This window comes from Acidovorax sp. Leaf191, assembly GCF_001424425.1.
In the GTDB taxonomy this organism is placed as follows: Bacteria; Pseudomonadota; Gammaproteobacteria; order Burkholderiales; family Burkholderiaceae_C; genus Acidovorax.
In genome coordinates, this window is the sequence record NZ_LMPT01000019.1 from 923,419 (window position 1) to 943,474 (window position 20,056).

General features: G+C 63.3%; 27 protein-coding genes and 1 tRNA gene. 6 read left to right on the plus strand and 22 right to left on the minus strand.

Annotated features, from left to right (window positions below; all coding sequences use genetic code 11):
* Window positions 1–29: 29 nt before the first annotated feature.
* The 4 genes from ASG27_RS18195 to ASG27_RS18210 all read left to right on the plus strand — a co-directional run bounded on the left by ASG27_RS18195 (window position 30) and on the right by ASG27_RS18210 (window position 2,367).
* Window positions 30–359 (plus strand): integration host factor subunit alpha, encoded by a 330-nt coding sequence (locus ASG27_RS18195; RefSeq protein WP_056413865.1) that lies wholly within the window; start codon window positions 30–32, stop codon window positions 357–359.
* Window positions 360–461: 102 nt separating this feature from the next.
* Window positions 462–896, plus strand: a complete 435-nt coding sequence (locus ASG27_RS18200) for a MerR family transcriptional regulator (RefSeq protein WP_056171931.1) — start codon at window positions 462–464, stop codon at window positions 894–896.
* Between the two features lie 30 nt (window positions 897–926).
* A tRNA-Pro gene (locus ASG27_RS18205) sits at window positions 927–1,003 on the plus strand.
* 164 nt (window positions 1,004–1,167) lie between these two features.
* On the plus strand, window positions 1,168–2,367 hold the full coding sequence (locus ASG27_RS18210; RefSeq protein ID WP_056413721.1) for a tyrosine-type recombinase/integrase: 1,200 nt from the start codon (window positions 1,168–1,170) through the stop codon (window positions 2,365–2,367).
* A gap of 40 nt (window positions 2,368–2,407) precedes the next feature.
* Here the strand turns inward: ASG27_RS18210 and ASG27_RS18215 are convergent, their stop codons facing one another.
* The 14 genes from ASG27_RS18215 to ASG27_RS18270 all read right to left on the minus strand — a co-directional run bounded on the left by ASG27_RS18215 (window position 2,408) and on the right by ASG27_RS18270 (window position 10,352).
* Entirely contained in the window at window positions 2,408–3,049 is a 642-nt protein-coding gene (locus tag ASG27_RS18215) for a hypothetical protein (RefSeq protein ID WP_056413718.1), read from the minus strand.
* Between the two features lie 82 nt (window positions 3,050–3,131).
* On the minus strand, window positions 3,132–3,389 hold the full coding sequence (locus ASG27_RS18220; protein WP_056413713.1) for a helix-turn-helix transcriptional regulator: 258 nt from the start codon (window positions 3,387–3,389) through the stop codon (window positions 3,132–3,134).
* Window positions 3,376–3,597, minus strand: coding sequence for a hypothetical protein (locus ASG27_RS18225; RefSeq protein ID WP_235503956.1), 222 nt, complete (start codon window positions 3,595–3,597; stop codon window positions 3,376–3,378). The genes ASG27_RS18220 and ASG27_RS18225 overlap by 14 nt, the downstream gene beginning before the upstream one ends.
* A gap of 10 nt (window positions 3,598–3,607) precedes the next feature.
* On the minus strand, window positions 3,608–5,497 hold the full coding sequence (locus ASG27_RS18230) for a DNA cytosine methyltransferase (RefSeq protein ID WP_056413709.1): 1,890 nt from the start codon (window positions 5,495–5,497) through the stop codon (window positions 3,608–3,610).
* The gene (locus ASG27_RS18235; RefSeq protein ID WP_056413706.1) at window positions 5,494–6,261 is read right to left on the minus strand and encodes a hypothetical protein; all 768 of its coding nucleotides are present in this window, start codon (window positions 6,259–6,261) and stop codon (window positions 5,494–5,496) included. Before ASG27_RS18235 ends, ASG27_RS18230 begins: the two co-directional genes overlap by 4 nt.
* 22 nt (window positions 6,262–6,283) lie before the next feature.
* Window positions 6,284–6,547 carry a hypothetical protein gene (locus ASG27_RS18240; RefSeq protein ID WP_056413704.1) on the minus strand — a complete coding sequence of 88 codons (264 nt, stop codon included), beginning with the start codon at window positions 6,545–6,547 and terminating at the stop codon, window positions 6,284–6,286.
* Entirely contained in the window at window positions 6,544–6,759 is a 216-nt protein-coding gene (locus ASG27_RS18245; RefSeq protein WP_056413702.1) for a hypothetical protein, read from the minus strand. Before ASG27_RS18245 ends, ASG27_RS18240 begins: the two co-directional genes overlap by 4 nt.
* Window positions 6,756–6,977 carry a hypothetical protein gene (locus ASG27_RS18250; RefSeq protein ID WP_156371504.1) on the minus strand — a complete coding sequence of 74 codons (222 nt, stop codon included), beginning with the start codon at window positions 6,975–6,977 and terminating at the stop codon, window positions 6,756–6,758. Before ASG27_RS18250 ends, ASG27_RS18245 begins: the two co-directional genes overlap by 4 nt.
* Before the next feature lie 21 nt (window positions 6,978–6,998).
* A complete protein-coding gene (locus tag ASG27_RS18255) occupies window positions 6,999–8,870 on the minus strand; it encodes a replication endonuclease (RefSeq protein ID WP_056413697.1) in 1,872 nt (623 codons plus the stop codon).
* The gene (locus ASG27_RS18260; protein WP_056413694.1) at window positions 8,870–9,208 is read right to left on the minus strand and encodes a hypothetical protein; all 339 of its coding nucleotides are present in this window, start codon (window positions 9,206–9,208) and stop codon (window positions 8,870–8,872) included. The genes ASG27_RS18255 and ASG27_RS18260 overlap by 1 nt, the downstream gene beginning before the upstream one ends.
* A gap of 2 nt (window positions 9,209–9,210) precedes the next feature.
* Window positions 9,211–9,375 carry a hypothetical protein gene (locus ASG27_RS26880; RefSeq protein ID WP_156371503.1) on the minus strand — a complete coding sequence of 55 codons (165 nt, stop codon included), beginning with the start codon at window positions 9,373–9,375 and terminating at the stop codon, window positions 9,211–9,213.
* Complete coding sequence (locus ASG27_RS26885; RefSeq protein ID WP_156371502.1) at window positions 9,372–9,527, minus strand: hypothetical protein; 156 nt, start codon at window positions 9,525–9,527, stop codon at window positions 9,372–9,374. Before ASG27_RS26885 ends, ASG27_RS26880 begins: the two co-directional genes overlap by 4 nt.
* Before the next feature lie 92 nt (window positions 9,528–9,619).
* Window positions 9,620–9,937, minus strand: coding sequence for an ogr/Delta-like zinc finger family protein (locus tag ASG27_RS18265; RefSeq protein WP_056171915.1), 318 nt, complete (start codon window positions 9,935–9,937; stop codon window positions 9,620–9,622).
* 187 nt (window positions 9,938–10,124) lie between these two features.
* Window positions 10,125–10,352 carry a hypothetical protein gene (locus ASG27_RS18270; protein WP_056413689.1) on the minus strand — a complete coding sequence of 76 codons (228 nt, stop codon included), beginning with the start codon at window positions 10,350–10,352 and terminating at the stop codon, window positions 10,125–10,127.
* Between the two features lie 76 nt (window positions 10,353–10,428).
* On the opposite strand from ASG27_RS18270, the gene ASG27_RS18275 reads away from it, so the two are divergent.
* Complete coding sequence (locus ASG27_RS18275; protein ID WP_056413687.1) at window positions 10,429–10,878, plus strand: helix-turn-helix domain-containing protein; 450 nt, start codon at window positions 10,429–10,431, stop codon at window positions 10,876–10,878.
* A 561-nt stretch (window positions 10,879–11,439) separates the two neighbouring features.
* Window positions 11,440–12,684, plus strand: coding sequence for an IPTL-CTERM sorting domain-containing protein (locus tag ASG27_RS26890; RefSeq protein WP_156371501.1), 1,245 nt, complete (start codon window positions 11,440–11,442; stop codon window positions 12,682–12,684).
* Window positions 12,685–13,356: 672 nt separating this feature from the next.
* Here ASG27_RS26890 and ASG27_RS18280 read toward each other — a convergent pair.
* The 8 genes from ASG27_RS18280 to ASG27_RS18305 form a co-directional block, all read right to left on the minus strand.
* The gene (locus ASG27_RS18280) at window positions 13,357–14,382 is read right to left on the minus strand and encodes a phage late control D family protein (protein WP_056413684.1); all 1,026 of its coding nucleotides are present in this window, start codon (window positions 14,380–14,382) and stop codon (window positions 13,357–13,359) included.
* Window positions 14,379–14,825, minus strand: coding sequence for a phage tail protein (locus ASG27_RS18285; RefSeq protein ID WP_056413682.1), 447 nt, complete (start codon window positions 14,823–14,825; stop codon window positions 14,379–14,381). The genes ASG27_RS18280 and ASG27_RS18285 overlap by 4 nt, the downstream gene beginning before the upstream one ends.
* 12 nt (window positions 14,826–14,837) lie before the next feature.
* Window positions 14,838–17,414 (minus strand): phage tail tape measure protein, encoded by a 2,577-nt coding sequence (locus ASG27_RS18290; RefSeq protein ID WP_056413679.1) that lies wholly within the window; start codon window positions 17,412–17,414, stop codon window positions 14,838–14,840.
* Between the two features lie 45 nt (window positions 17,415–17,459).
* Window positions 17,460–17,612 (minus strand): hypothetical protein, encoded by a 153-nt coding sequence (locus ASG27_RS26895; RefSeq protein ID WP_156371500.1) that lies wholly within the window; start codon window positions 17,610–17,612, stop codon window positions 17,460–17,462.
* 31 nt (window positions 17,613–17,643) lie between these two features.
* On the minus strand, window positions 17,644–17,760 hold the full coding sequence (locus tag ASG27_RS26075; protein WP_082493144.1) for a GpE family phage tail protein: 117 nt from the start codon (window positions 17,758–17,760) through the stop codon (window positions 17,644–17,646).
* A gap of 8 nt (window positions 17,761–17,768) precedes the next feature.
* Entirely contained in the window at window positions 17,769–18,119 is a 351-nt protein-coding gene (locus ASG27_RS18295; RefSeq protein WP_056413676.1) for a phage tail assembly protein, read from the minus strand.
* An 80-nt stretch (window positions 18,120–18,199) separates the two neighbouring features.
* Window positions 18,200–18,709, minus strand: coding sequence for a phage major tail tube protein (locus tag ASG27_RS18300; protein ID WP_056413673.1), 510 nt, complete (start codon window positions 18,707–18,709; stop codon window positions 18,200–18,202).
* A 36-nt stretch (window positions 18,710–18,745) separates the two neighbouring features.
* Window positions 18,746–19,942, minus strand: coding sequence for a phage tail sheath protein (locus ASG27_RS18305; protein WP_056413670.1), 1,197 nt, complete (start codon window positions 19,940–19,942; stop codon window positions 18,746–18,748).
* Window positions 19,943–20,056 lie beyond the last annotated feature (114 nt).

Below are 20,056 nucleotides of genomic sequence, written 5' to 3' on the forward strand. Positions count from 1 at the left end.
ACGAAATTGCCCAAGAGGGGAGTGATGCCATGATCGAATTTGCCGTCGAAAGCCTGGAGACACCGGCACTGACCAAGGCGCAGCTGGCCGATCTGCTGTTCGATCAGATCGGCCTGAACAAGCGCGAGTCCAAGGACATGATCGATGCGTTCTTCGATCTGATCGCGCAAAGCCTGGTCGAGGGCAAGGACGTCAAGCTCTCGGGCTTTGGCAACTTTCAGATCCGCACCAAGGCACCGCGCCCCGGCCGCAACCCGCGCACCGGGGAGGCGATCCCGATCAAGGCGCGCCGCGTGGTGACGTTTCACGCCAGCAGCAAGCTCAAGGAGCAAATTCAGACCGCGGCCGTGGCGTCCTGAGTGAATTTGTGCCGTCTTTGTGACCGGAATGTGGCTGGTCACTGGCGGTCTTTGCGTCTGTGCAGTACGCTACGCGGCTCCCTGGTCTGAAACGCTTTCTCGATGGGCACACCTCTTCCTTCCATACCCGCCAAACGCTACTTCACCATCGGTGAGGTGGCGGAGCTGTGCGGCGTAAAACCCCACGTGCTGCGGTACTGGGAGCAGGAGTTCACGCAGTTGCGGCCCATGAAGCGGCGCGGCAACCGCCGCTACTACCAGCACCACGAAGTGCTCATGATCCGCCGCATCCGGGACCTGCTGTACGACCAGGGCTTCACCATCAGTGGCGCCCGCAATCGTCTGCAAGAACTCGCGCATCCGGCCCGCGATGAGGCCGGTGCAGAAGGCGATGCCGCGGACGGCGGCACCGAGCTGCCCAGCATGCTGATCGATAGCGCGCAGAGCTTGTCCATCGATGCGGTGGGCTATTCGCTGGACTCGAACGCGGTGCGCAAAGAATTATTTGAGATTCGTGCGCTACTTTCTCTGACCTAGAGTTTTTTCTGCATATAATCTAAGTCTTGTCGGCGTGTAGCGCAGCCTGGTAGCGCACTTGCATGGGGTGCAAGGGGTCGCGAGTTCGAATCCCGCCACGCCGACCATTTATTCATCCGCCAGTGTTCGTAGAGATACGGACCTGGCGGATTTCCTTTTTGTGGCGCGGCTTTCCGTGTCCTGCATCGTCCGGTAGTGTCCGGGTGCAGCCGCCTATACTTTGGGGCAACTTTTGGGGCAGCAATTGCCCCACTTCCCGGAGTTGCCCCACATGCCCCTCACCGACACCGCCATCAAGGCGGCGAAACCTGCTGAAAAGCCGCGCAAGCTGTACGACGCGGACGGCCTTTACCTTGAAGTTGCCCCCTCGGGGGGCAAGTGGTGGCGGTTCAAGTACCGGATGGACGGAAAGGAAAAGCGCCTGAGCTTGGGCGTTTACCCTGATGTGTCGCTGCTGCAGGCCCGAAAGTCTCGTGACGATGCGCGGCGCCAGGTGCTTGACGGTTCGGACCCATCTGCAAAGCGCCAGGCCCAAAAACGGGCAAACGCTGTGGCCGCCGATAGCTCTTTCGAGACCGTTGCCAGGGCGTGGCACGCCAGTTGGGCGCGCACACGCTCGAAGAAACACGCTGACCAGGTGCTGCGCCGCATGGAGCTGGATGCGTTTCCACAGATTGGCGCACTGCCAATCTTCAACATCAAGGCCCCGCAAATCGTGGCCATGGCCAAGAAGGTGGAACAGCGTGGTGCTCACGACCTGGCGCGGCGGGCCATCCAGATTTCGGGGCAGGTGTTCCGGTACGCCATTGGTCACGGCCTGGCAGAGCACAACCCGTGCGGCGATGTTCAGCCGGCTGATGTGCTAGCGCCGGTGCGAGAGCAAAACTATGCGCGGGTGGAAGTTGCGAAGCTGCCGCAGCTGCTGCGCGATGTGGACGACTACCGGGGGCACGTGCGCACGCGCCTGGCCATTCACCTGATGGCGCTGACGTTCGTGCGCACCAACGAGCTGATAAAGGCTGAATGGTCGGAATTCAACTTGGCGGCGTCACAGTGGCGCATACCCGCCGGCCGCATGAAGATGAAATCCGAACACATCGTGCCGCTGTCCACCCAGGCGGTGGCAGTGCTGCAGGCCCTGCAACGGGTTGGAACAGGCAATGACTTGCTATTCCCAGGTGGGCACGATCATGAAAAGCCGATGAGCAACAACGCGATTTTGTTTGCGCTGTACCGCATGGGCTACAAGGGGGAAATGACGGGCCACGGGTTCCGTGGCATCGCTTCGACGGTGCTGCATGAACTTGGCCAGGATCACGCCGTCATCGAACTGCAGCTGGCTCACCAAGAGCGGGACCGTGTGAGCGCCGCGTACAACCACGCCACGTATCTGCCCCAGCGCACCGCGTTGATGCAGCTGTGGGCAGATCACCTTGACGCGCTGCGCGGTCGTGAGATTTCACTTCCTTGACGGGTGGAGTCGGCGGAATCAGGCCGGATGTGTCAAACAGCTAGCCCTTGTGCGCTTGCGCGGCAACCGATTTGGCATGTGCAACAGCCTTGCGAAATGAGGTCGCGAGTTCGGTCATTTTGTAGAAAATCATGCCGCTTTCCGCCCATGCTCCGCCACCGCTAGGTGCTACCAGTCCGGTTCCGAGCATTCGCATTTTCCACACCAGGCCCTCCCTGTCAGAGTAGTTATCTGGTACCTCCAGCAGCAATTCGATATCGTCGAAATACGCCTGATCGATTGCTGCGGCCAATCGCCTGAACGTTGCCAGGTCGATGACCTCATCTAAGTAGCCTACAAACACTTGAGCAAGAAGGGCTGGTTTGCGCATATCAGCAAGTTTTTCAAGGGTCAGGAACAAGGCCTCGCCCACTTCCTCGGCCACCCCCTCTTTCGTGTGCAGCGAGACTGCAAAGCTGGCTTTGCTCTGTGCCGATTGCAGTGAAGGTTCCATCACAAACTTGTAAATCTTTGCCGCGAACGCCTTGTTTCGGAGATCGTCATAGCCCTTGCATAGTTTGATGGCGGTCCCGAGGATCGGGATAGCTTTCACAGCCTCATTCTCTGTAGCTGCATCAAGCAGCACTTCCACGTTGTCCAGCGCGGCTTCGAGAAAATTTCTGTCCGAGGGTTTTTGCGGCATGTCTACTTCCTTTTTTCGCTGTTCGCGTTAAGTGTATTCAGCCTCGGCTCTAACCTTGCGCGGGCGCCTGAACCGAGCTGAGCTATGTCACGACCCTTCGTGCCAAGACCAAGCGAGACACCAGCGCCTTGATTTCGTCGGCGCCGCTGCCCCTGATGATGGCGTCATTGCACGCTTGCACCTCATTCGCTGGCCAAGCCGAGGCACGGGCGCCCAGCTTGATCGGCGGCGTGAACGTGCCATCCTTGATTCGTTCGTAAAGGGTGGTCCGACCCACACCGGTGGCATGCAGCACGCTGGGCAGGCGCAACAAGGGAACCACTTTTTCAACGGCTTGCATTTTTTTCCCCCTTCGATAAAGCGTGTGCGGTGTGGCGGGCGTAGGTAGCCACGGCCCGCCAGTACGCAGCCATCGGCCCCTTCTTGCGGCGCCATGCGTTCTCGGCCTCGGTGTTCGCTTGTTCGCGCAGCTCGCGCATCACGCCTTCGATGCGCAACCGATCAGCGGGGGGCAACGCAAGCAGCGCACGCCCGGCAGGCAGTTTCAACAGCGGGTTTTCATACCCCATGTTCGACCCCCGCGCCAGCTACGCTGACCGCCACTGCAAGCGGCCGCACCCATATCGGCGTGCTGCCAAGAACGAACGTCTCGCCTGCGCGAGCCAGCAGGATGGTTTGACCCATCACCTGGCCGATCGCCTTCGCCGCCTTGCGCGGCACGGCGTTTCCAATGCCCTCGCGCCAGCGCTGGTCGCTCGCCCCGTCCAACACGAACTGCTGGCCACGGCCGCCCGGCCCGTCCGGTGCAAACCATTCTTCGGGATCAATCAGGCTTTGCAGCGCGGCCAGCTCAAGCGTTGTAAAGGGGCGATGCCAAGTGCCATCCATCGACGTGATGCGACACACCATCTTGTCGTTTTGCGCTGGCATGGCCGGTGCATCGTCGCTCAGCTGCCCGCCCTCGCGAGGGTCGGCAACACTCCAGTTTCCGTTGTCGTGGCAGGCGGAAGCACTCACCGCGCCAGAGCTCGCAGCCCATGGCACAACCCCATAGTGACCGCCCGTAAGGTAGTGGTCGCCCTTCACGCGCGTCATGTTCGTGCGCGGGTCTGCAACCGACAGCCAGCCGCCTTGCACACCCTTCCCCCCTGCGATGATTGCGCCTGTGTTGGCGGCCCAGTCCTGCACTCGCAGGTTGCCGCTGTGGCGGTTGTCCCACCCGGGGCGAGGGTCAGCCACGGCCTGGCCGGTCCCGTGGGCGCTTGTCACCGCACGGGCGGTGCGGTCCCAAGCCACGATGGCGAATTCGTTGGAGTGCTTCGCTGTGCCGTGGTGGCGAGGGTCGGCCACGCTGTAGGCACCCTGCAGCGGCCCCGTTTGGCCAGGCACAGTGCCGGTGTGCTGGCCCCACTGGCGCACGCCCAGCGCTTGGCCATCTTTCCACTTCGCAGACTGGTCAAAGCGCGGATCTGCGACGGCGAAGTTTCCATTGTTCGGGAGTCCGCGACTTGTAACGGTGCCCACGTGGTGGCCCCACTCATTTACACCCAGCACGCCAGCGTGCATCTGGGGGGTAATGATGTAGTCGCGCAGCTGCCCGTCCTCGATCGCCAGGCGGTTGAGGCTGCGCCAGTCGCTGCCGGCTTCAACGAACGCCAGGCGCACCCAAGTTTTCCACTGCAAGGCTGGCACGCGATGCATTGGGCCAGCCGCTTCATCACCCGGCAACGGCATGTGGCGCAGCACATCGCCAACGGCATGCAGCCGGCGCTTGGTCGGTTCGTACAGGAACGGCGGCACCTTCTTGACGTGGCGGAAGACCTTGAGCATGCGCCGCCGGCTTTGTGCCAGGCCCTCGCCCAGCTCGCCGCAGTCGTGCACGGTTTCCGCGCCCACGTAGCCGTAGTGCCCCATTACCTTGTCCACCAGGTCAAGCAGCGGGCGCCCGCGCGAGGCCACACGCGGCACGTTCTCAAAGATGAACAGGCCTGGCGGGTTGTCCGCGAAAGCCTCCATCGTCAGCATCACGCCACGCGGAACAAGTTCGTTCAACGCGGCGTATTTGTCGGTGGCCGCCCGGTGCGCGCTCAGCAGCCCAGAGAACCCTTTGCAGGGCATCGACGTGAACACCAGATCAGGGAAATGTCCGTGGGCCGCATCGCGGAAATCCTGAGGCGTTGCCTCCCGCCAGCCAGCCGGTGGCAAGCGGCCGTGAAATCGCTGGTACATGCCCACTGTGAACAGGTCGATGCAGGCCTGGTGCACGCCGGTCAGTGTCTGGAAGTCCCTGCAGGCTCGCGGGTCCACGTCCACACCGCCCACACACACCATTTCCCCGCGCACGGGGCCTATGCTCGGGTCGGCATCGTTGAAGCCAGCTGCGCCGCTGCCAAGGCCGCCGCAAACGTGGAAGTGGGTGACCTTCTCGGTGATGTGATTCAGGTTCATTTTTGTCCTTCGGCCGCAGCTGCGGCGTAAACGGCCCTCGCGCGCAGCAGTGCTTCATGGAACGCCGGGCGGTCGCCCGAGTGAGCTGGCCACAGCAGCCCGTCCTGCCAACCCTCACGCGCCGTGGTTAGACATGGTGCGATCACCAGCACCCCCAGAAAGTCGATGCACTCCATAACGGCCGTAGCCAGGCCTTCCAGCGAACCAGAGTTTTCAATGTCCGCGTGAGACTTGATGGATGACGAGGCCGAGCTGTCGGTCGGCTGCTCGGGCGCCACGGACAGGTCGATGCGGTGCACGCGCACCACCTTGGCGCCCAGGCGGCGCAGCATGGTTTCCTGCGTCGCTGTGGCCAGGTCGTGCACGACGATGCGGGACCAGCCACAACCCACCAACCGCCCGATCTGGCGTTCAATCTGGCGGCAGTAGAAATCAGGGATGAACCGGCAGCGGAACTCGGCCCACCGCTGGATGACCCAGGCTGGCGAGCGAGGGGGTGGCAGCTGCTCGCCGCCATCGGTCAGCCACAACATGAACGCGGGGTCGCTGCACATGCCGGCGGCCAGCGAATTCAAGGGGACGTGCTGCAAGCCAGGGTCAGAGAGCAAGCGCACGTCCAGGCGCCAGGCCTGCGCAGCGTCGCGGCGCACGGCGTCGGCGAACGACACGGCCGCGAAGCCCTGGCCAGGGGCCAGCATTGATGCAATGGTTTTTTTGCCGCTCGCCGGCTTGCCGGTGAGGGCAACGATCAGGGGTTGTTTCATAGGTTTCCTTGGGGTAGGTAAATCAGTCGTCGCGGTCGCCAGCTGCGGCGCGCTTGTGGTCAAAACAGGGAGGTCGCTTGTTCAGATCCGAGGTCTTCGGCGGCGAGCGGGCGGCCGCCTTCTCGGCAGCAACGCGCGTCAGGAACGTGGCCTGCAGCCGGACCAGACGCATGCGCACCGGGTCGGCCATCACCGCGTCGAATTCGGCGGGCCACTCGCGGCAGGCCGGCAGGTGGACCATGGATGCCAGCGCGGCGTGCATGGCCGCAGTGGTGGGCGCTGTCATGCTGTTGCGCCCCAGGCATCCATGTGCATGTGCGCGGCGCCAGGTCCGCAGGCCTCTACACAGCCGCGCGCTGCGGCTACCGGCTGCACGCCGAAGACCTGGCGCACGGCCGGCGCGTAGCAAAAGCGCACGCCGTCGCGTTCCATGGCGTGGGCGCACAGCGCGCAGCCGCGCAGCGGTGGCACCAACTGGGCCAGGGCCTGCAGGTTCATGCCGCACCCCGCACGCGCTGGGGCATGGCAACGACCACGGCGCTGGCCTCGGGTTCCAGCTCCAGCGCTTGCTGTGCGCTGTCCGTGTCGCGCTTCGCCTTGTTCATCGCACGGCGGGCGCGCTTGAACGTCTCGGTGATGTCGGTGCTGCTGGAATTGCGGTACCGGAAGCGCGGATTGGTGAGGCCCAGCGTGGGCATGGTCAGTTTTGCGGGCACGGTCATACCTCCTGCAGTGGTTCAGGGTTGAAAAAACTCGGGGGAAGGGGGCGCAGCGGGCCGGGTTGGCGGCTGCTGGGGTTCGGGCTGCGGGGTCCAGTCCTCGATTTCGTGACGGCCCCGGCCTAAAAACGCTCTGCGGAGTTCGCCGGTAAGGCGCGCTCTACAGTTATTGAAACAAGTCCAAGGCGCCGCCTTCGCGGCGCGGGCGCCGGGGTCCTGGCGGCCATCGGCTACCCGGTTCCACCCCTGGCGGCGCGATATCAGCCACCGGCCCGACTGCAGCACCAGGCCGACAGCCACCTTCTTATCGACGGTTTCGCCGTAGCGGTTCTTCGTCTCGGTTTCGCGGTGCGCCACCGACATGGCCCACTCGCCGCGCTTGCGGCAGGGGCCGCCCATCAGCTCCATAAAGCGGCGCCAGTCGGCTTTGACGGAGCCCACTTTGTGCACGGCGCCATAGATGCGCCAGGCAATGGTGTCGCCCTCGATGCGCGCTTGCTCGACTTGATCGTGCGTGACCCGGCGCATCTCGCGCCAGGCCACCACGCTGGGCTGGCCGATGGGCTGAAACTGCCGAATGCCCCAGGTCGCGGCCCAGGCGTCCACACGCACATAGCCGGGCACGTCGCCCGAGTCCACGTCGAACAGTTGGCCCTGCGCATGGCCTTCGCCCTGGCCGTCGAGGTGGTTGATCTGGTACGACCCGCCCACGTTCTTGGCCACGTACTTGGCGATGTACGCGGCAGCGCCGCCGGCGTCGAGCCACTTCACGTTGACCCGGTTTTTGCGGGCGCCTGGCTGGCGTGTCTGCAGGTGCGCGCGGGTCTTCTTGCACGTCACCTCGGGGAACTCGTCGGCCTCGGGCTTCAACCAGTGCTGCCGGATGATCTGGGATGCAAGGCGCGCTTCCTCGCGTGACTGAAACCAGAACAGCGAATGCCAGTGTGGGCACCCATCGTGGTGCGGCTCGGCCACCCGGAAGCCGTAGAACCGAATGCCGGCCTTGTCCAGCGCTGTGCGCGCCTCGGCCCAGCGCTTGCGCAACCAGGCCTGCCCCTCGCGTGGGCTGGAGCCGTCATATTTCGGGTTCTTGCGCGATGGCAGGCGCGAGCCCTTGGGCGGCGCCAGCATGGCGTGAAACCGGCTGGGCAGGGTCTGCGTGAAGAACAGGCCAACATGGCCCGCTGCATCGGCGTATTCCTCGCAGCCGCGAATGCGCACCATCAGCTCGCCGCGGCGCACATCACGGTCGGACACACCCAGCTTTGCCAGCTCTCCCAGGCGGTACACCTGGCCGGCCTCATTGCGTACCAGCGTGTTTTCCATCATGGCCGCGGCGCGGGCCAGCTGCTGCTGGCGGTTGTCCACCGCGGCATTGCTGCAGTAGCCGCCCTTCTGGTGGTTCACCACGCCCAGCTTGATGGCGCCCAGCTCGCGCACCCGGGCCACCTTCTGGCGCAGGCGCTTGCGCCAAAACGCTGCATCCTGGCCCTTGCCAATCGCGCCCTTGCGCGTCTCAGCCTCGGGCGGGTCCACGTCCAGCAGCGCGCACGACGCCAGCACCAGCGCCTTTTGTTCGGCCTCGGTCAGCGGCTCAGGCCACAGGTCCATCAAACGCGCGACGCCTTCGGCCACAGCGGTGGCGCGCTCGCACACGTCCGAGTCGCTCATGCTCCACTGCAGCGCGTCGCCGTGCTCGGCCTTGAAGGCGTGTAGGCGCTCCAGCCAGGCACTGTTGCGCTGCCATGCTGGCGTGCCCGGCTCATTCGCCCGCAGCCCTGCCACACCCTCGGCCCATTGCTTGGGCAACGTGGCCATGAGCTTGGCGGCCAGCGTGTTGGCCTGCCACCGCTCAACGGTGCCCCAGTCTTGGTATTGGTGTTTGGCCATCACCACCGCCCCGTGAGTGCATGCAGCCGCGAGAACTCGCGCCGCGCAAATCGTGCCTCTGCCTTCAAGGCGATGCGCTCGGGCTCAGGCAGCTCGCGCCAGTGGCGCTGCGCCAACACGCCCAGGTCGCCGTCCACGCCGGCCAGCAACATCAACGCCATGCGGTGTGTTTCAGCCATGCGCGCCCACTCGCGTGACTCAGCGTCCGACCACTGCATCTTGGTGGCGGCCTTCACGAACTCATCGCGGAGGGAGCCCGTGCCCACGCCGAACAGGCGCGTGTAGTGCTCCAGCGCTCGCGCTGACGGCAGGGGGTGGAATTCCGAGGTGTCCGACATGCTCAACTGCCCTTGCCCTCGCACACAGCGGCCACATACCAGCCATCGCCATACAGCTGCACCACCCAGGCCATTGCCCGGTCGCGGGTGACAGCCTGCACGCGCATGCGACGGCGGCAGCGCTGCGCGTCGATGTGCGTCACGCGGAAATAGGCCGGGACGTTCATGGCTCCATCCCCGTGAGTGCTGCCACGATGGCCGCCACGCTGATGACCATCCAGGCGCCAGCGATCCACACCAGGGGAGGGGAACTCAGAGCAACCGCCAGGGCCACCAGCGCGATGGCCAATAGAGATATGCGCAGGGCAATCAAACACATGGGCAATTCCAAAAAATCAAGGCGAACGAATCCCCGCGGGGCCCTAAAAAGGGCACCGTCAGGCGTGTGAAAAAGGGGAGGGAGCGGTGGCGCTACCCGGCGGCGGGCATCGCTCCGAACAGGTCGCCGGTCATGAAGCCGGCATTGCGTGGCCGGTAGTCGGCCGATGGCATGGACTGCAGCTGCTGCTGCAGCAACGCACGCTGGATGTGCGTGGACATGGGAAGCACCACCGTTGGATCAGGCGTGGCGCTGGGGGAGATGGTGCGATTGATTTCCGTCACCGTAGAGAACACGTGCCCGCACTCCCAGTTGCGGCACTGGAAGATGGTCTCGCGGCTGGTGTTAGTCAGCTGCCCACTGTGGCGCGTGTAGGCGTTCTGTTTGCAGTGCGGGCACATCATGCGCATGGGGGACGATCCTCGATAACGGCCGCGGGCGTGAAGTAGTTCTCACAATCGGCGCCAGGCTTGGCACCCTCATGCGCGACGGGTAGCACAATGGTTTTAACGACAGCGCTGCACAGCGCGGATGCGGCAGCCATTGAGGCTTGGGCCGGGCGCAAGGTGATTCCGTAGGGATGCACTGGGAGCGTTCTCAAGCGTGGGCCGACATGGCTGCGCGGCGGCGCTTGTGCTCCACCAGCCCGATCCGGTAGATGTGCAACGCAAGGTTGCTGGCGCTGCGGCTTTCTTCGCCGGCCAGTTTGAAGGCCTCGTCTCGCTCGCTTTGCGTGAGGCGCAGAGGGATGGGCTTGTCATGCACGATGCGCTCGGAAACTGCGCCGCCACGGGTCGGGAAGTGCATTTGCTGCGAGGTGGTCATGTACTATTTGGATTGGTTACAACGTAATAGCATTGTGGTGGTCATCTGACCACATGTCAATAATTTTGGTGGTCAATTGTCGGATTTATTTACTCGCCTTAAATCGGAGCGAAAGCGGCTCGGCCTCAGCCAATCTGAACTGGGGCAAGCCGGCGGCGTGTCCAAAGATGCGCAATTGAATTACGAGAGTGGCGCGCGCAGTCCGAGCGCGGACTATTTGCAGAACGTGGCAGCTGCTGGCGTTGATGTCCTGTTTGTCCTGACCGGCGCACGGCAGTCAAAGAGCGGCCTTCCCGCCGAGCTGGAAGACCTTGCACGTGCCTACGACAGCGCCGATGCGGAAGGGCGCGCGACGTTGCATGGCGTAGCTATGCTGGCCGTGAAGGCATACGCAACGCAAGGTGGTAACGTGAGTTCCCCCGGTGGTCATACGGTAGTTGTCGGCGGCGACATAGGCCAGCACATCGTCGGCGACCAGACAATCACCGCGCCCGTAACGTTCACCGTGGGCGGCAAGCGCAAGTAGGCGCTGTGCGCCCGCTCAATCTGTCAAATGCAACTAACTGTTAGATTCGGCCCACAAGCAGAACAAGTGCAAGGGACCGGATGTGAGCGGCAAGGTGTGGGTGCGCAGGGACGCTGGCCAGGTGGTGGCCGGCGACTCGGTGATACATGGCGATTCGGTGGTGAACATAGACAAGTACGTCAACGCGCCCCGAAACAGCGTCTACTTTTTGGTTTTTTTTTCTGCTCGATAAGCCTTATCAGCATCGTTGGCGCTATGCAAGGCCGGCCGGCCTGCTATTACGAAGGCAAGTCCTATTCGCCCGGCGCCGTGGCCAACATGGCCGATCAGACACACATGACATGCACCCTTACTGACGGTGACCCTCACTGGGTGCGCGTCAGGGCTAATGGGGGAATGCCTGCCGCGGGATAGCATGTACAGAGCGCTGGAGTGCTGCCCTTGCGCGCCGAGCCTGTCTTCGGCTGTGTGTCTGGAAGATTCGCGGTGATGGCACTTTAAGCTATGCGCGCTTTTCTACGCAGCATTAGACTTCTTGCTTTCCAAGAGTGAGGGAAGCCAGTGCGGAATCGAAAAATACTCTTCTGCGTATGCACGTTTGTGCTGTGCATCTTCGTTGTCAATGCTCATGCCGCCACATTGACGGTGACGAATCTCAACGATGCAGGCGTGGGATCGCTTCGCGACCAGATAGTGTCAGCCACGCCAGGAGATACCGTTGTTTTTGATGCGGGCCTCACAGGCACCATCGCGTTGGCCTCCACCTTGGACGTTGCCCAAAACCTCACCATTCAAGGCCCTGGCGCAGGCAACCTCACGATCAGTGGTCAGGGCGCAGTCCGTGTTTTTAACGTTACTGCCGGCGCGCTGACTGTGTCGGGTGTGACAGTAGCCAACGGCTTTTTCAATGGGCTTGGCGGTGCCTTTAGCGTTACTACCAGTTTGACTCTTCGCAATAGTGTTTTGACTGGCAACACCGGCACCAACGGGGGGGCGATATTTATAGCCACTGGTGGCACGTTGACAGTCAGCGACTCTACTTTTGCGAGCAACACCGCAACGTCAGTCGGTGGGGGCGCAGTAATAACTTCCGGCACTGCGACGTTGACTGGAAATACCTTCGTCGGCAACACAGGGCCGACAAACGGCGGGGCAATCAATGTCCAACCAGGCGCGGTCGTGACACTTACAAACAACACCTTCCGTGCGAACAGCAGCACCCTTGGAGGTGCTATGTCCAATCTTGGCACCATGACTGCCATTAACAACACGTTCTCCGCGAATCAGTCCAGCGGTGCTGGCGCCGTCATAGCTACGGGCAACACCAATGCGACCATGCACAACAACGTGTTTGCCGACCAAGTGGCCGGCGCTGCTCCTGCTGCACTTTCGCCGGCGGCCGATTTTGCGACGTCAAGCAACAACGTGTTTTACAACAACCGTGCTGGTGGCGTGGCGGATGACCTGACCGGCTACGGAACATCTAACTTCGTATGGACTGGAACACAGCCTCTCGGGCCGCTCGCTAACAACGGCGGGCTCACACAGACGATGCTCCCCGTTTCAGGCGGAGCTGCGACGTGTGCCGGTGCTGTGGCGCTACTGCCAGGTGGCGTCACAACGGATCAGCGTGGTAGCCCTCGCACATCGGGTGCCTGTCTCGATGCAGGCTCGGTGCAGCGCAGCCTTGTAGCTGCGACGCCATCGCAACCGGCACCGATCCCAACGTTATCGACTTGGGCGCTGCTGGTGTTGGCAAGCCTTATGACAATGTTTGCCATTTACCGTATTAAAGGTCGCCATTGAACAATTGAGTTATGTCACTTCATGGGCAACACTACAGTGTTGTGAAATGCTTGATTGAGAAAGACTTCGTACTGACGGTGTTTGTCTCTATGCTTGGAAGCATCTTGTCTTACAAGTTTTCAGATGGGTAATATTTACGGTTTGAGGCTAACTAGGAAAGTCTCAAATGGTCACATCAAACCGTCCTCAGCAAAACGATCCTGCTCGCCAGGTCAACAAGAGCACAAACCCAGCTCAGAACAGAAATGCTTTTTACATCGCAATTGCGGGAGCAGTGATCGCTCTTATCGCGGTGATTGGCTTCAACGTGATGGCGCCTAAGGGCCGCTTGGACTCGCCCGGGGCAACCTCAAGCACCCCAGCTTCTGGTAGCACGGTGCCGGGTGGTACTCCTGCCCAACAGGCGACTCCACAGCGCGGTGACACACCCACAGCACCCGGCCGCGAAGCTATGGGCGCGCCCGTGGGAGCCGTACCAGCGCCCGCCTCGCCTGCGTCGAACTGAAATGGGTGTGGGCAATGGAACACACTCATTTCCACGCGCAAAAAGGTGAACCCACAGCTCACAACACTTTTGCAACCAGGACCGCAACCGTTTTGTACATTGCGATCGTTGCTCTGCTATTGATAGCAATTTGGTTGCCCGCATTTTTCGCAGATCGCGTTTGAAATCTAGGTGGTCTGCTGGCTGGCACCTTGGGTTTCCAGCTCAATACGGGTGGTCATTCCGCCATCGCTCAGCGAGTGGGTGAGCTTCACCACTAGCCATTGCGTGGCATCAATCTGCGGTTTAAAACCGCTCAGCGTCACAGGTGTCTGCGGCATCAGGCCTGGCTGGCCCATGGCTAGGGTTAGTTCCAGCGTGGCTTTGCCGCGCTCCACTCGGCCTTGCTCGGCGCGGGCGGCGGCCAGGGCGTCGGCCTCGCTCCCGTAGGTGTCCTTCAAGCGCTTTTCGTTGTCTTCGGTGCCCACCAGTACAGAGCGCTTTTCAGCGCGGTCTTTGTCGTGCCAGTACGCGCGCACGCCGCTGTAGCTGTGGCGGTCGGCCGTGTGGTATCGGTGGCTGTCGCCGGCCGCGCGGGTCAGCGTGATGGCTTCCAGTTCTTCACCCGAGCTGCTGCGGGTGCCGTTGATGGGCAGGAACACCAGGCGGCCCTTTTTGACCGTGGCGACGGCGTCATGCTTCTTGGCCAGGCGGGTCAAAAAGTGCAGGTCGCTTTCGTTCGTCTGGTCGATGTGCGCCACCTTGGCATCGGCCAGAGCTGCGTCTACGCGTGCCGTGAGTTTGTTGCGCCGCGCTATGTCGCCCACGATGGCGCCCAGCGTGGTGTCGTGCCAGCTGCGTTCGTTGCGGGTGCGCAGCTGCCGGCGCATCTCGGCCGACCTGGCGCGAATGCTGATGCGGTCGGGTGCGCCCGAGTGCTCGATTTCGTCCACCTCGAACAGCCCTTTGTCCACCAGCCGGAAGTTTCGCCAGCCCAGCTGCAAGGCAATCTCTGCGCCCTTGGGCGGCAGGTTCATCTGACCGTCTGTGTCGTCCAGCTCGATGTCGAGTTGGTCGGCCTCGTCGCCGCGGGACTCGGTCAGAGTCAGCGACATCAAGCGCGTCCGTACGTTGGCGGTGATGTCGCGGCCGTCCACGGTGAGCGCGTAGACGGGCGCGTCGTACAGTTGCGCCGTCTGCAGGTGGTCTTTCATAGCCACCACTCCCAGTAGTCATCAATGGGGCCAGGGTCCACACCGCCGCCGGGTTCGGCCTTGATGTCGTCAACGCGCTTGAGCTGCAAGTCAAATTCCACGCGCCGCGGTACGCCCTGGCCGGTGTGGAGCGTGCCGGTCTCGTTCACGTTCTCGATGACGTAGGCCCCGAAGGACTCGCCCGCGCCGGACACCAGCGCAAAGGCCTTGCCGCTGTCGCCCATGTCGCGCAGCTGGTCGAGGTACATGCGTTTGCCGGCGAACTCGGGCACCAGCAGGCCCGACAGTCCAATGGTGTCGTCACCCGGCCCCAGCGACTGGGATGCGGGGCGCGCGCCCACGCGCGAGTTTGTGGGGTGGCGCCAGCTGGTCTGCCGCTTGAAGTCGTTGAACGACAGGGTAGGCAGGCTGAACAGGAATTGCCCGAGGGCCATCATGTGCATGGGGTGCTCCGGTCAGTCGATGTCATGCAGGGATGACAGGGTGCGCGAGCGGCCCGCACGCTCGCGGCGGTCCAGCTCGGCCGCCACTGCCCGCGCAATGGCCTGCACGTCTGCGCCTGGCCCCGGGTTGATGGTGATGGTGTACACGTTGCCCCCACCGCCGCCCGCCGGCGCCGTGGCGCCAGCTGCAGACAGTGGCGCTCGGGTGTCGATGCGCAGCGCGGCAGCATCGGCCGCCAGCGGCAGGGTGGCGGTTGCTGCTGTGGCCATGGCCAGCGCCGCAGAGCGCACCGCGCCCTGGCCACCGGCAATGCCCAGTGCGGCGCCCTCGCTGATCCAGCCGCCGTATTGCATGAACACCTTGGACGGTGAGGCAATGCCCAGCTTTTCACGGAACCAGCCGCCCACGGCATCGGCTGCGCCCACCACCGCCTCGCGCACGGCCGCCAGGCGGCTGGTGATGCCGTTCACAAGGCCGGACATCAGGTCAGCACCTGCGGAGAAAAACTGGTCTTTCAGCGCCACCAAGTCTTGCCACAGGGCAGCGGCGCCGGCCGAAGTGCTGGCCCACCAGGCAGACACGGCGGCCGACAGCTGCTGCCAGATGGCCAGGAGCCCTCCCTTGATGCCGTCCCAGTTGCGCCACACCATGTAGGCGGCCGTGGCCATCAGCGCGAGGGCGGCCACGATAGGGTTTGCCACAAGGAACACCGCCAGCGCGCGCAGCGCTGCGAGCAGCCACACGGCGCCCGCCTGCAGCAGGGTCAGCGCTCTGGCTGCAAGCGCGGCCACGCGTGAAAGCCCGCCCATGGCGGCGCTGGCGATGGTAGACCCCAGCCGCAGACCTGCGAGGCCCAGGCCCATGCGCGACATCACAACCCGAACAATCAACATCGGCCCCAGCACGGACGCTATCGCAAGGCCCAGCGTACCCAGGACGGTGACGACGAGTGCGAGCCCGCCCACGACGCGAAGGGTCCATTTCACCAGGGCTTGGTTTTCGCGCGTCCAGGCACCGATGCTGCTGGCCATGTTGCCCAGGGCGTTGAGCATCTTCACAAGGTCGGGGGCAACGGTGGCGCCCATGTCCTTGAGCATGTTGGTAAAGCTGCCCTGCGCGGCTTCGGCCGCGGCGCTTACGGTCTTCAGCGACGCATCCACCCGCATGCGCAGATGGGCCTGCGCCTGCATCTTGTCAACCACCTCGCGGTAGCCGTCAATGCCTTTTTCCATCAAGGTATTGAGCACTTGATGGGTTTCCGCGTCGTCGCCGAACAGCTTTTTCAGGGCGGCGATTCGTAGCTCATCGTTGTCCACGGCCTTGAGCTTTTGCAGCTGGTCGAACAGGTTGTCCATGCCGGCGAACTTGCCGCCAGCGGTAGAGAAATTCAGCTTCACGCCCTGGCCGGCGAGCAGCTTGTTTGCCTTGCCCACTTTCTCGCGGTCCAGGGAAAGCTGAACCACCTTGCGGATTGCGTTGCCTGCAGCCTCGCCGGCCATGCCGGTTTGATCCATCATCACCAGCAGCGGCGCGAGCATGCTGCTGGCTTCGAGTCCCTTCTTCCCAAGAATGGGCATCACCGCGCTGATTTTGGTGAAGCCCTGCAGCATGTTGGTAGGGTCCACGCCGAGGTAGTAGGCCCGCTGGATCACGTCCATCAAACCCATCATGTCTTTTTCGGCCGTCTGCGTGGCGTCCTGCATCTTGGCGGCGAACTCGGCCGCACTTGTGACTGGCATGCGCAGTTGGATGCCCAGGTATGCAGCCGACTCGCCCAGGCCGCCCAGGATGGCCTGCGATGTCATGCCCTGTCGGCGCAGCATGGTCATCATCTCGATAAAGTCTGCGGTGGTGCCCGGCAGCTTGTCGCCCAGTCGCGTGGCCAGGTCGAGCACCTGCTTGAACTCGGGCGCCACCGCGCCCGTTTTCGTCATCATCGACGCGCCGAGCTGGGTTTCTGCATTCTCGGCAGGGATGAAAGCATCCACCACGGAGCGCAAGGGCGCCGCGATCTTGTTGCCGCCGGCCACCATCGCCGCGCTCGCACCTGCAGCCATCCCGGTGTGCAGGACGGCCTTTGCATGCTTGTCTCGCAGTTCCTGAATTTTGCGCTGCTGTGCCGACAGGCGCGCCAGTTCGGCGCGCTGCTTGGACATGGCGGCCGTGGTGCCGTCGATATCGTTTTTCAGCCTGGCCTGCGCGGCGGCGAGGTTGCCTGTCACCCCCATGGCGTTGAGGGCCGCCCTGGCCTTCACGGCCGCTGACTTCTGCAGCTCCAGGGCTTCGGCGATCTTGCGCACCCCGCTTTCCTCGCGCTTGAGCTGCGCGGCTGTGGCCGTGCCGCTGACCCGCATGCCGTCGAGCAGAGCCTGTTTCACCTTGAGCGCATTGTTCAGCCGTGCCAGCTCGGCCGCCTGCTTTTGCACGTTGCCCACGGCGGCCTGTTGGTCGTTCAGTTCCTTGAGGCGATCGCGGGCGGCTTTGAGGGCGCGGGCGGTTTCGCCGCTGGCGCCGCTGATGCGCTTCATGGGCGCGAGCACGCGCTCTGCCAGGTCAAGCACGACGCGCAGGCGCAGTTGGTCAGCCATTAAGCACCTCCGGCGCTGAAAAGCCGTGAGGCGCGGCACAGTCCTTCAACGCCGCTTGGTCACGCCTTTCCCCAATTCTTTGACCCAGCGTTTCAAGCGCTTGGCATTGAGGGATAACAAGAGGCCAAATATTGCCACGATGCCGCCAGCCACGGCGATACCAAAGATTATGAAGAGCAGCCCGTCTGACCATTGCATGAAGCATATTGTCCCCGCAAAAAAGGTGGTGTTAGTCCTGTGGCTCATGGCGGGCGCGGGCTCGCTCGCGCCACTCCATCAGCTCTTGCAGGGTGAAATCGGCCATGTCGGCCGGCGTCCAGTGAAAGACCATGGCCAGGTCGGCCATGGCGTTCTCTACGCGGTCAGGAAGTCCGTTTTCTGTTCCTTCGTGAGCAAAAAACCGATCACCACGCCCCCCAGCGTCACTAGGTCGGCCGGGTCCATGTTGGCCATGTCCTGCTTATGCAGCATGGGCGAGCTGATGCGGGGCACCACGGCCTGAATGGCCTCTACCTTGAGCTGCAGCAGCTCGGTAAGCGCGATGCCGCGCAGCTCGCCGGCCTTGGGCTTGCGCAGGGTTACGGCGTTGATGATCTGGTCGCCGCGGCGCACGGGTGTGTCGAGCATCACGGTGTTGGGGTCGGCCTTGTCGGCCACGTCGGTGGCGGTGTTGGTGGTGTCTGCGGGTTGGGCTTGTGTCGTCATGGTTCAGTCTCGGGAATGGGGGATGGGGAGGGGGAGGGGAGACGCGGCCCGCGTGGGGCCGCGTGGTCAATGGCTGGGCGTCAGAGGCCCAGCGCCTGGCGGACTTCGGCCAGGCGGTCCACGCCGCCCACCATCTCCACCATGTTCACGGCGTCAATCTCGATCAGGGTTTCGCCGTTCATGGTCAGCTTGTAGTAGCTGATGGCGCTTTTGATCTTGATGGCCGTGCCTTCGCCGGCCTTGGCGGCGCCGGGGTCGATCTCGGAATGGCGGCCGCGCACCACCACCTCCAGGCTGTCCACGCCCTCGCTGTCGTCGGCCTGCAGCGCGCCCGCAAAGCGCAGCAGCACCCCGTCATGGCGCAGCGTGCCCCACTGGGTGAACAGCTCTTTCATGTAGCCGGCGGCGGTCCATTCCATCTCCATGGCTTCCATGCCGTAGTCGAGCTTCACGGGGGCGTTCATGCCGCCGCTGCGGTAGTCCTCCATCTTGCGCGTGAGCTTGGGCAAGTTGACTTCTGGCACTTCGCCAGCGTGCGAGGTGCCATCGTTGAACAGCACAAAATTCTTGAGTTTGCTGGGCAGGCCCATGTTTGTTTCTCCGGTTGATGTGGGGGTGGGCCGTGCTTACTGGCCGGTGCCAACGCGCAGTGCGAAGTCGGCGAAGTAGCGATCGGTGATGCGCTGGCGGAAAGAGAGGTCTTCCAGCGGTGGCACGGGCGTGAAGTCGTAGTCGATGGTCAGCTTCCCGGTCTTGAGCGTGGCGGTTTCGTTGATGTCCTCGTCGTACCAGGCCTTCCCGTCGAGGATGTAGCCCTGTGCCTTCAGCTCGCGAAACTTGGCGTTGATGCCTTCGAGGATGTCTTTCACCAGCGAGGGGTGCAGCGGCTTGTCCACCGCCCACATGTGGCCCTCTGCCATGGTGTCGGCCAGGATTTGCGCGGTGCGCGTGGCCGTCTCGAAGAAAAACAGGCCGTTCTTCTCGGTGGTACGGTTGCCCCAGAAGCGGTGCCCGGTGGACTGAATCAGCGTGGTGATGCCGCCATCGTTGAGCAGGCCCGCGTCGGTGTCGGCGCTCTGCAGATCCCAGAACACATCTTTCGACAGGCCCAGCACGCCATTCACAGGCACGTTCGACAGGGACTTGTGCCAACCCTGCTCGGTGTCGATGCGGGCGCGCAGACCCAGCGCGTAGGCGGCGGCGTGCACTTCCACCACGCCTTCGCCGGTCTTGAGCGCCTTCCAGTTGGGCCACAACAGCATCAGCTCGCGGGCGCCGAAGTGGTCGCGGTAGGCGAGTGCTTCGCTCAGGGTGCCGCCCTGCGCGGCGGCGTACACCATTGCCCGCAGCTTCTGCGCCACGGCCACCAGGCCATCGGTGACCGCCTGGCTGTCCAGGCCCGGGGCACCCAGGATGCGCGGCTTCACGCCCAGCTCGGCCTGCGCCGACAGCAGCGCCTGCAGGCCGGTCTTTTTGCCGGCGGCTGTGGTGGTGCCGATGACCTTGGCGGCTTGGTCTGTGGCCTTCTCGTCGGCATCCGCGCCCACGCCGTCTGCAACGCGCACGATCACCAACACAGGGCGGGCCTGTTCCTTGATGGCGTTGAGCGAGGCCGCCAGCGTGCCCAGCGTGCCGGCCTTGCCGATGATGTTGTCGATCTTGGTAACGAGCACTGGGGTATCGAGCGGGAAGGCGGCCGGGTCGGCGTCCGACGCCGTGGCCACCAGGCCAATCACGGCCGTGGACACGATGCGGATGGGGTTCACGCCGTCATTAATTTCTGTGACGCGCACGCCGTGGTGAAAGTTGGCGATGGTGGCCATGGGTTCTCCGGTTGGGGAAGGAAAAAGGGGATGTGCAGATCGTCTTTCCTTCCCTCGCGCAAGGCCACCACAACGGCATGTGTGCACCGCGTGCACATGAAAAAGCCCGCCGGG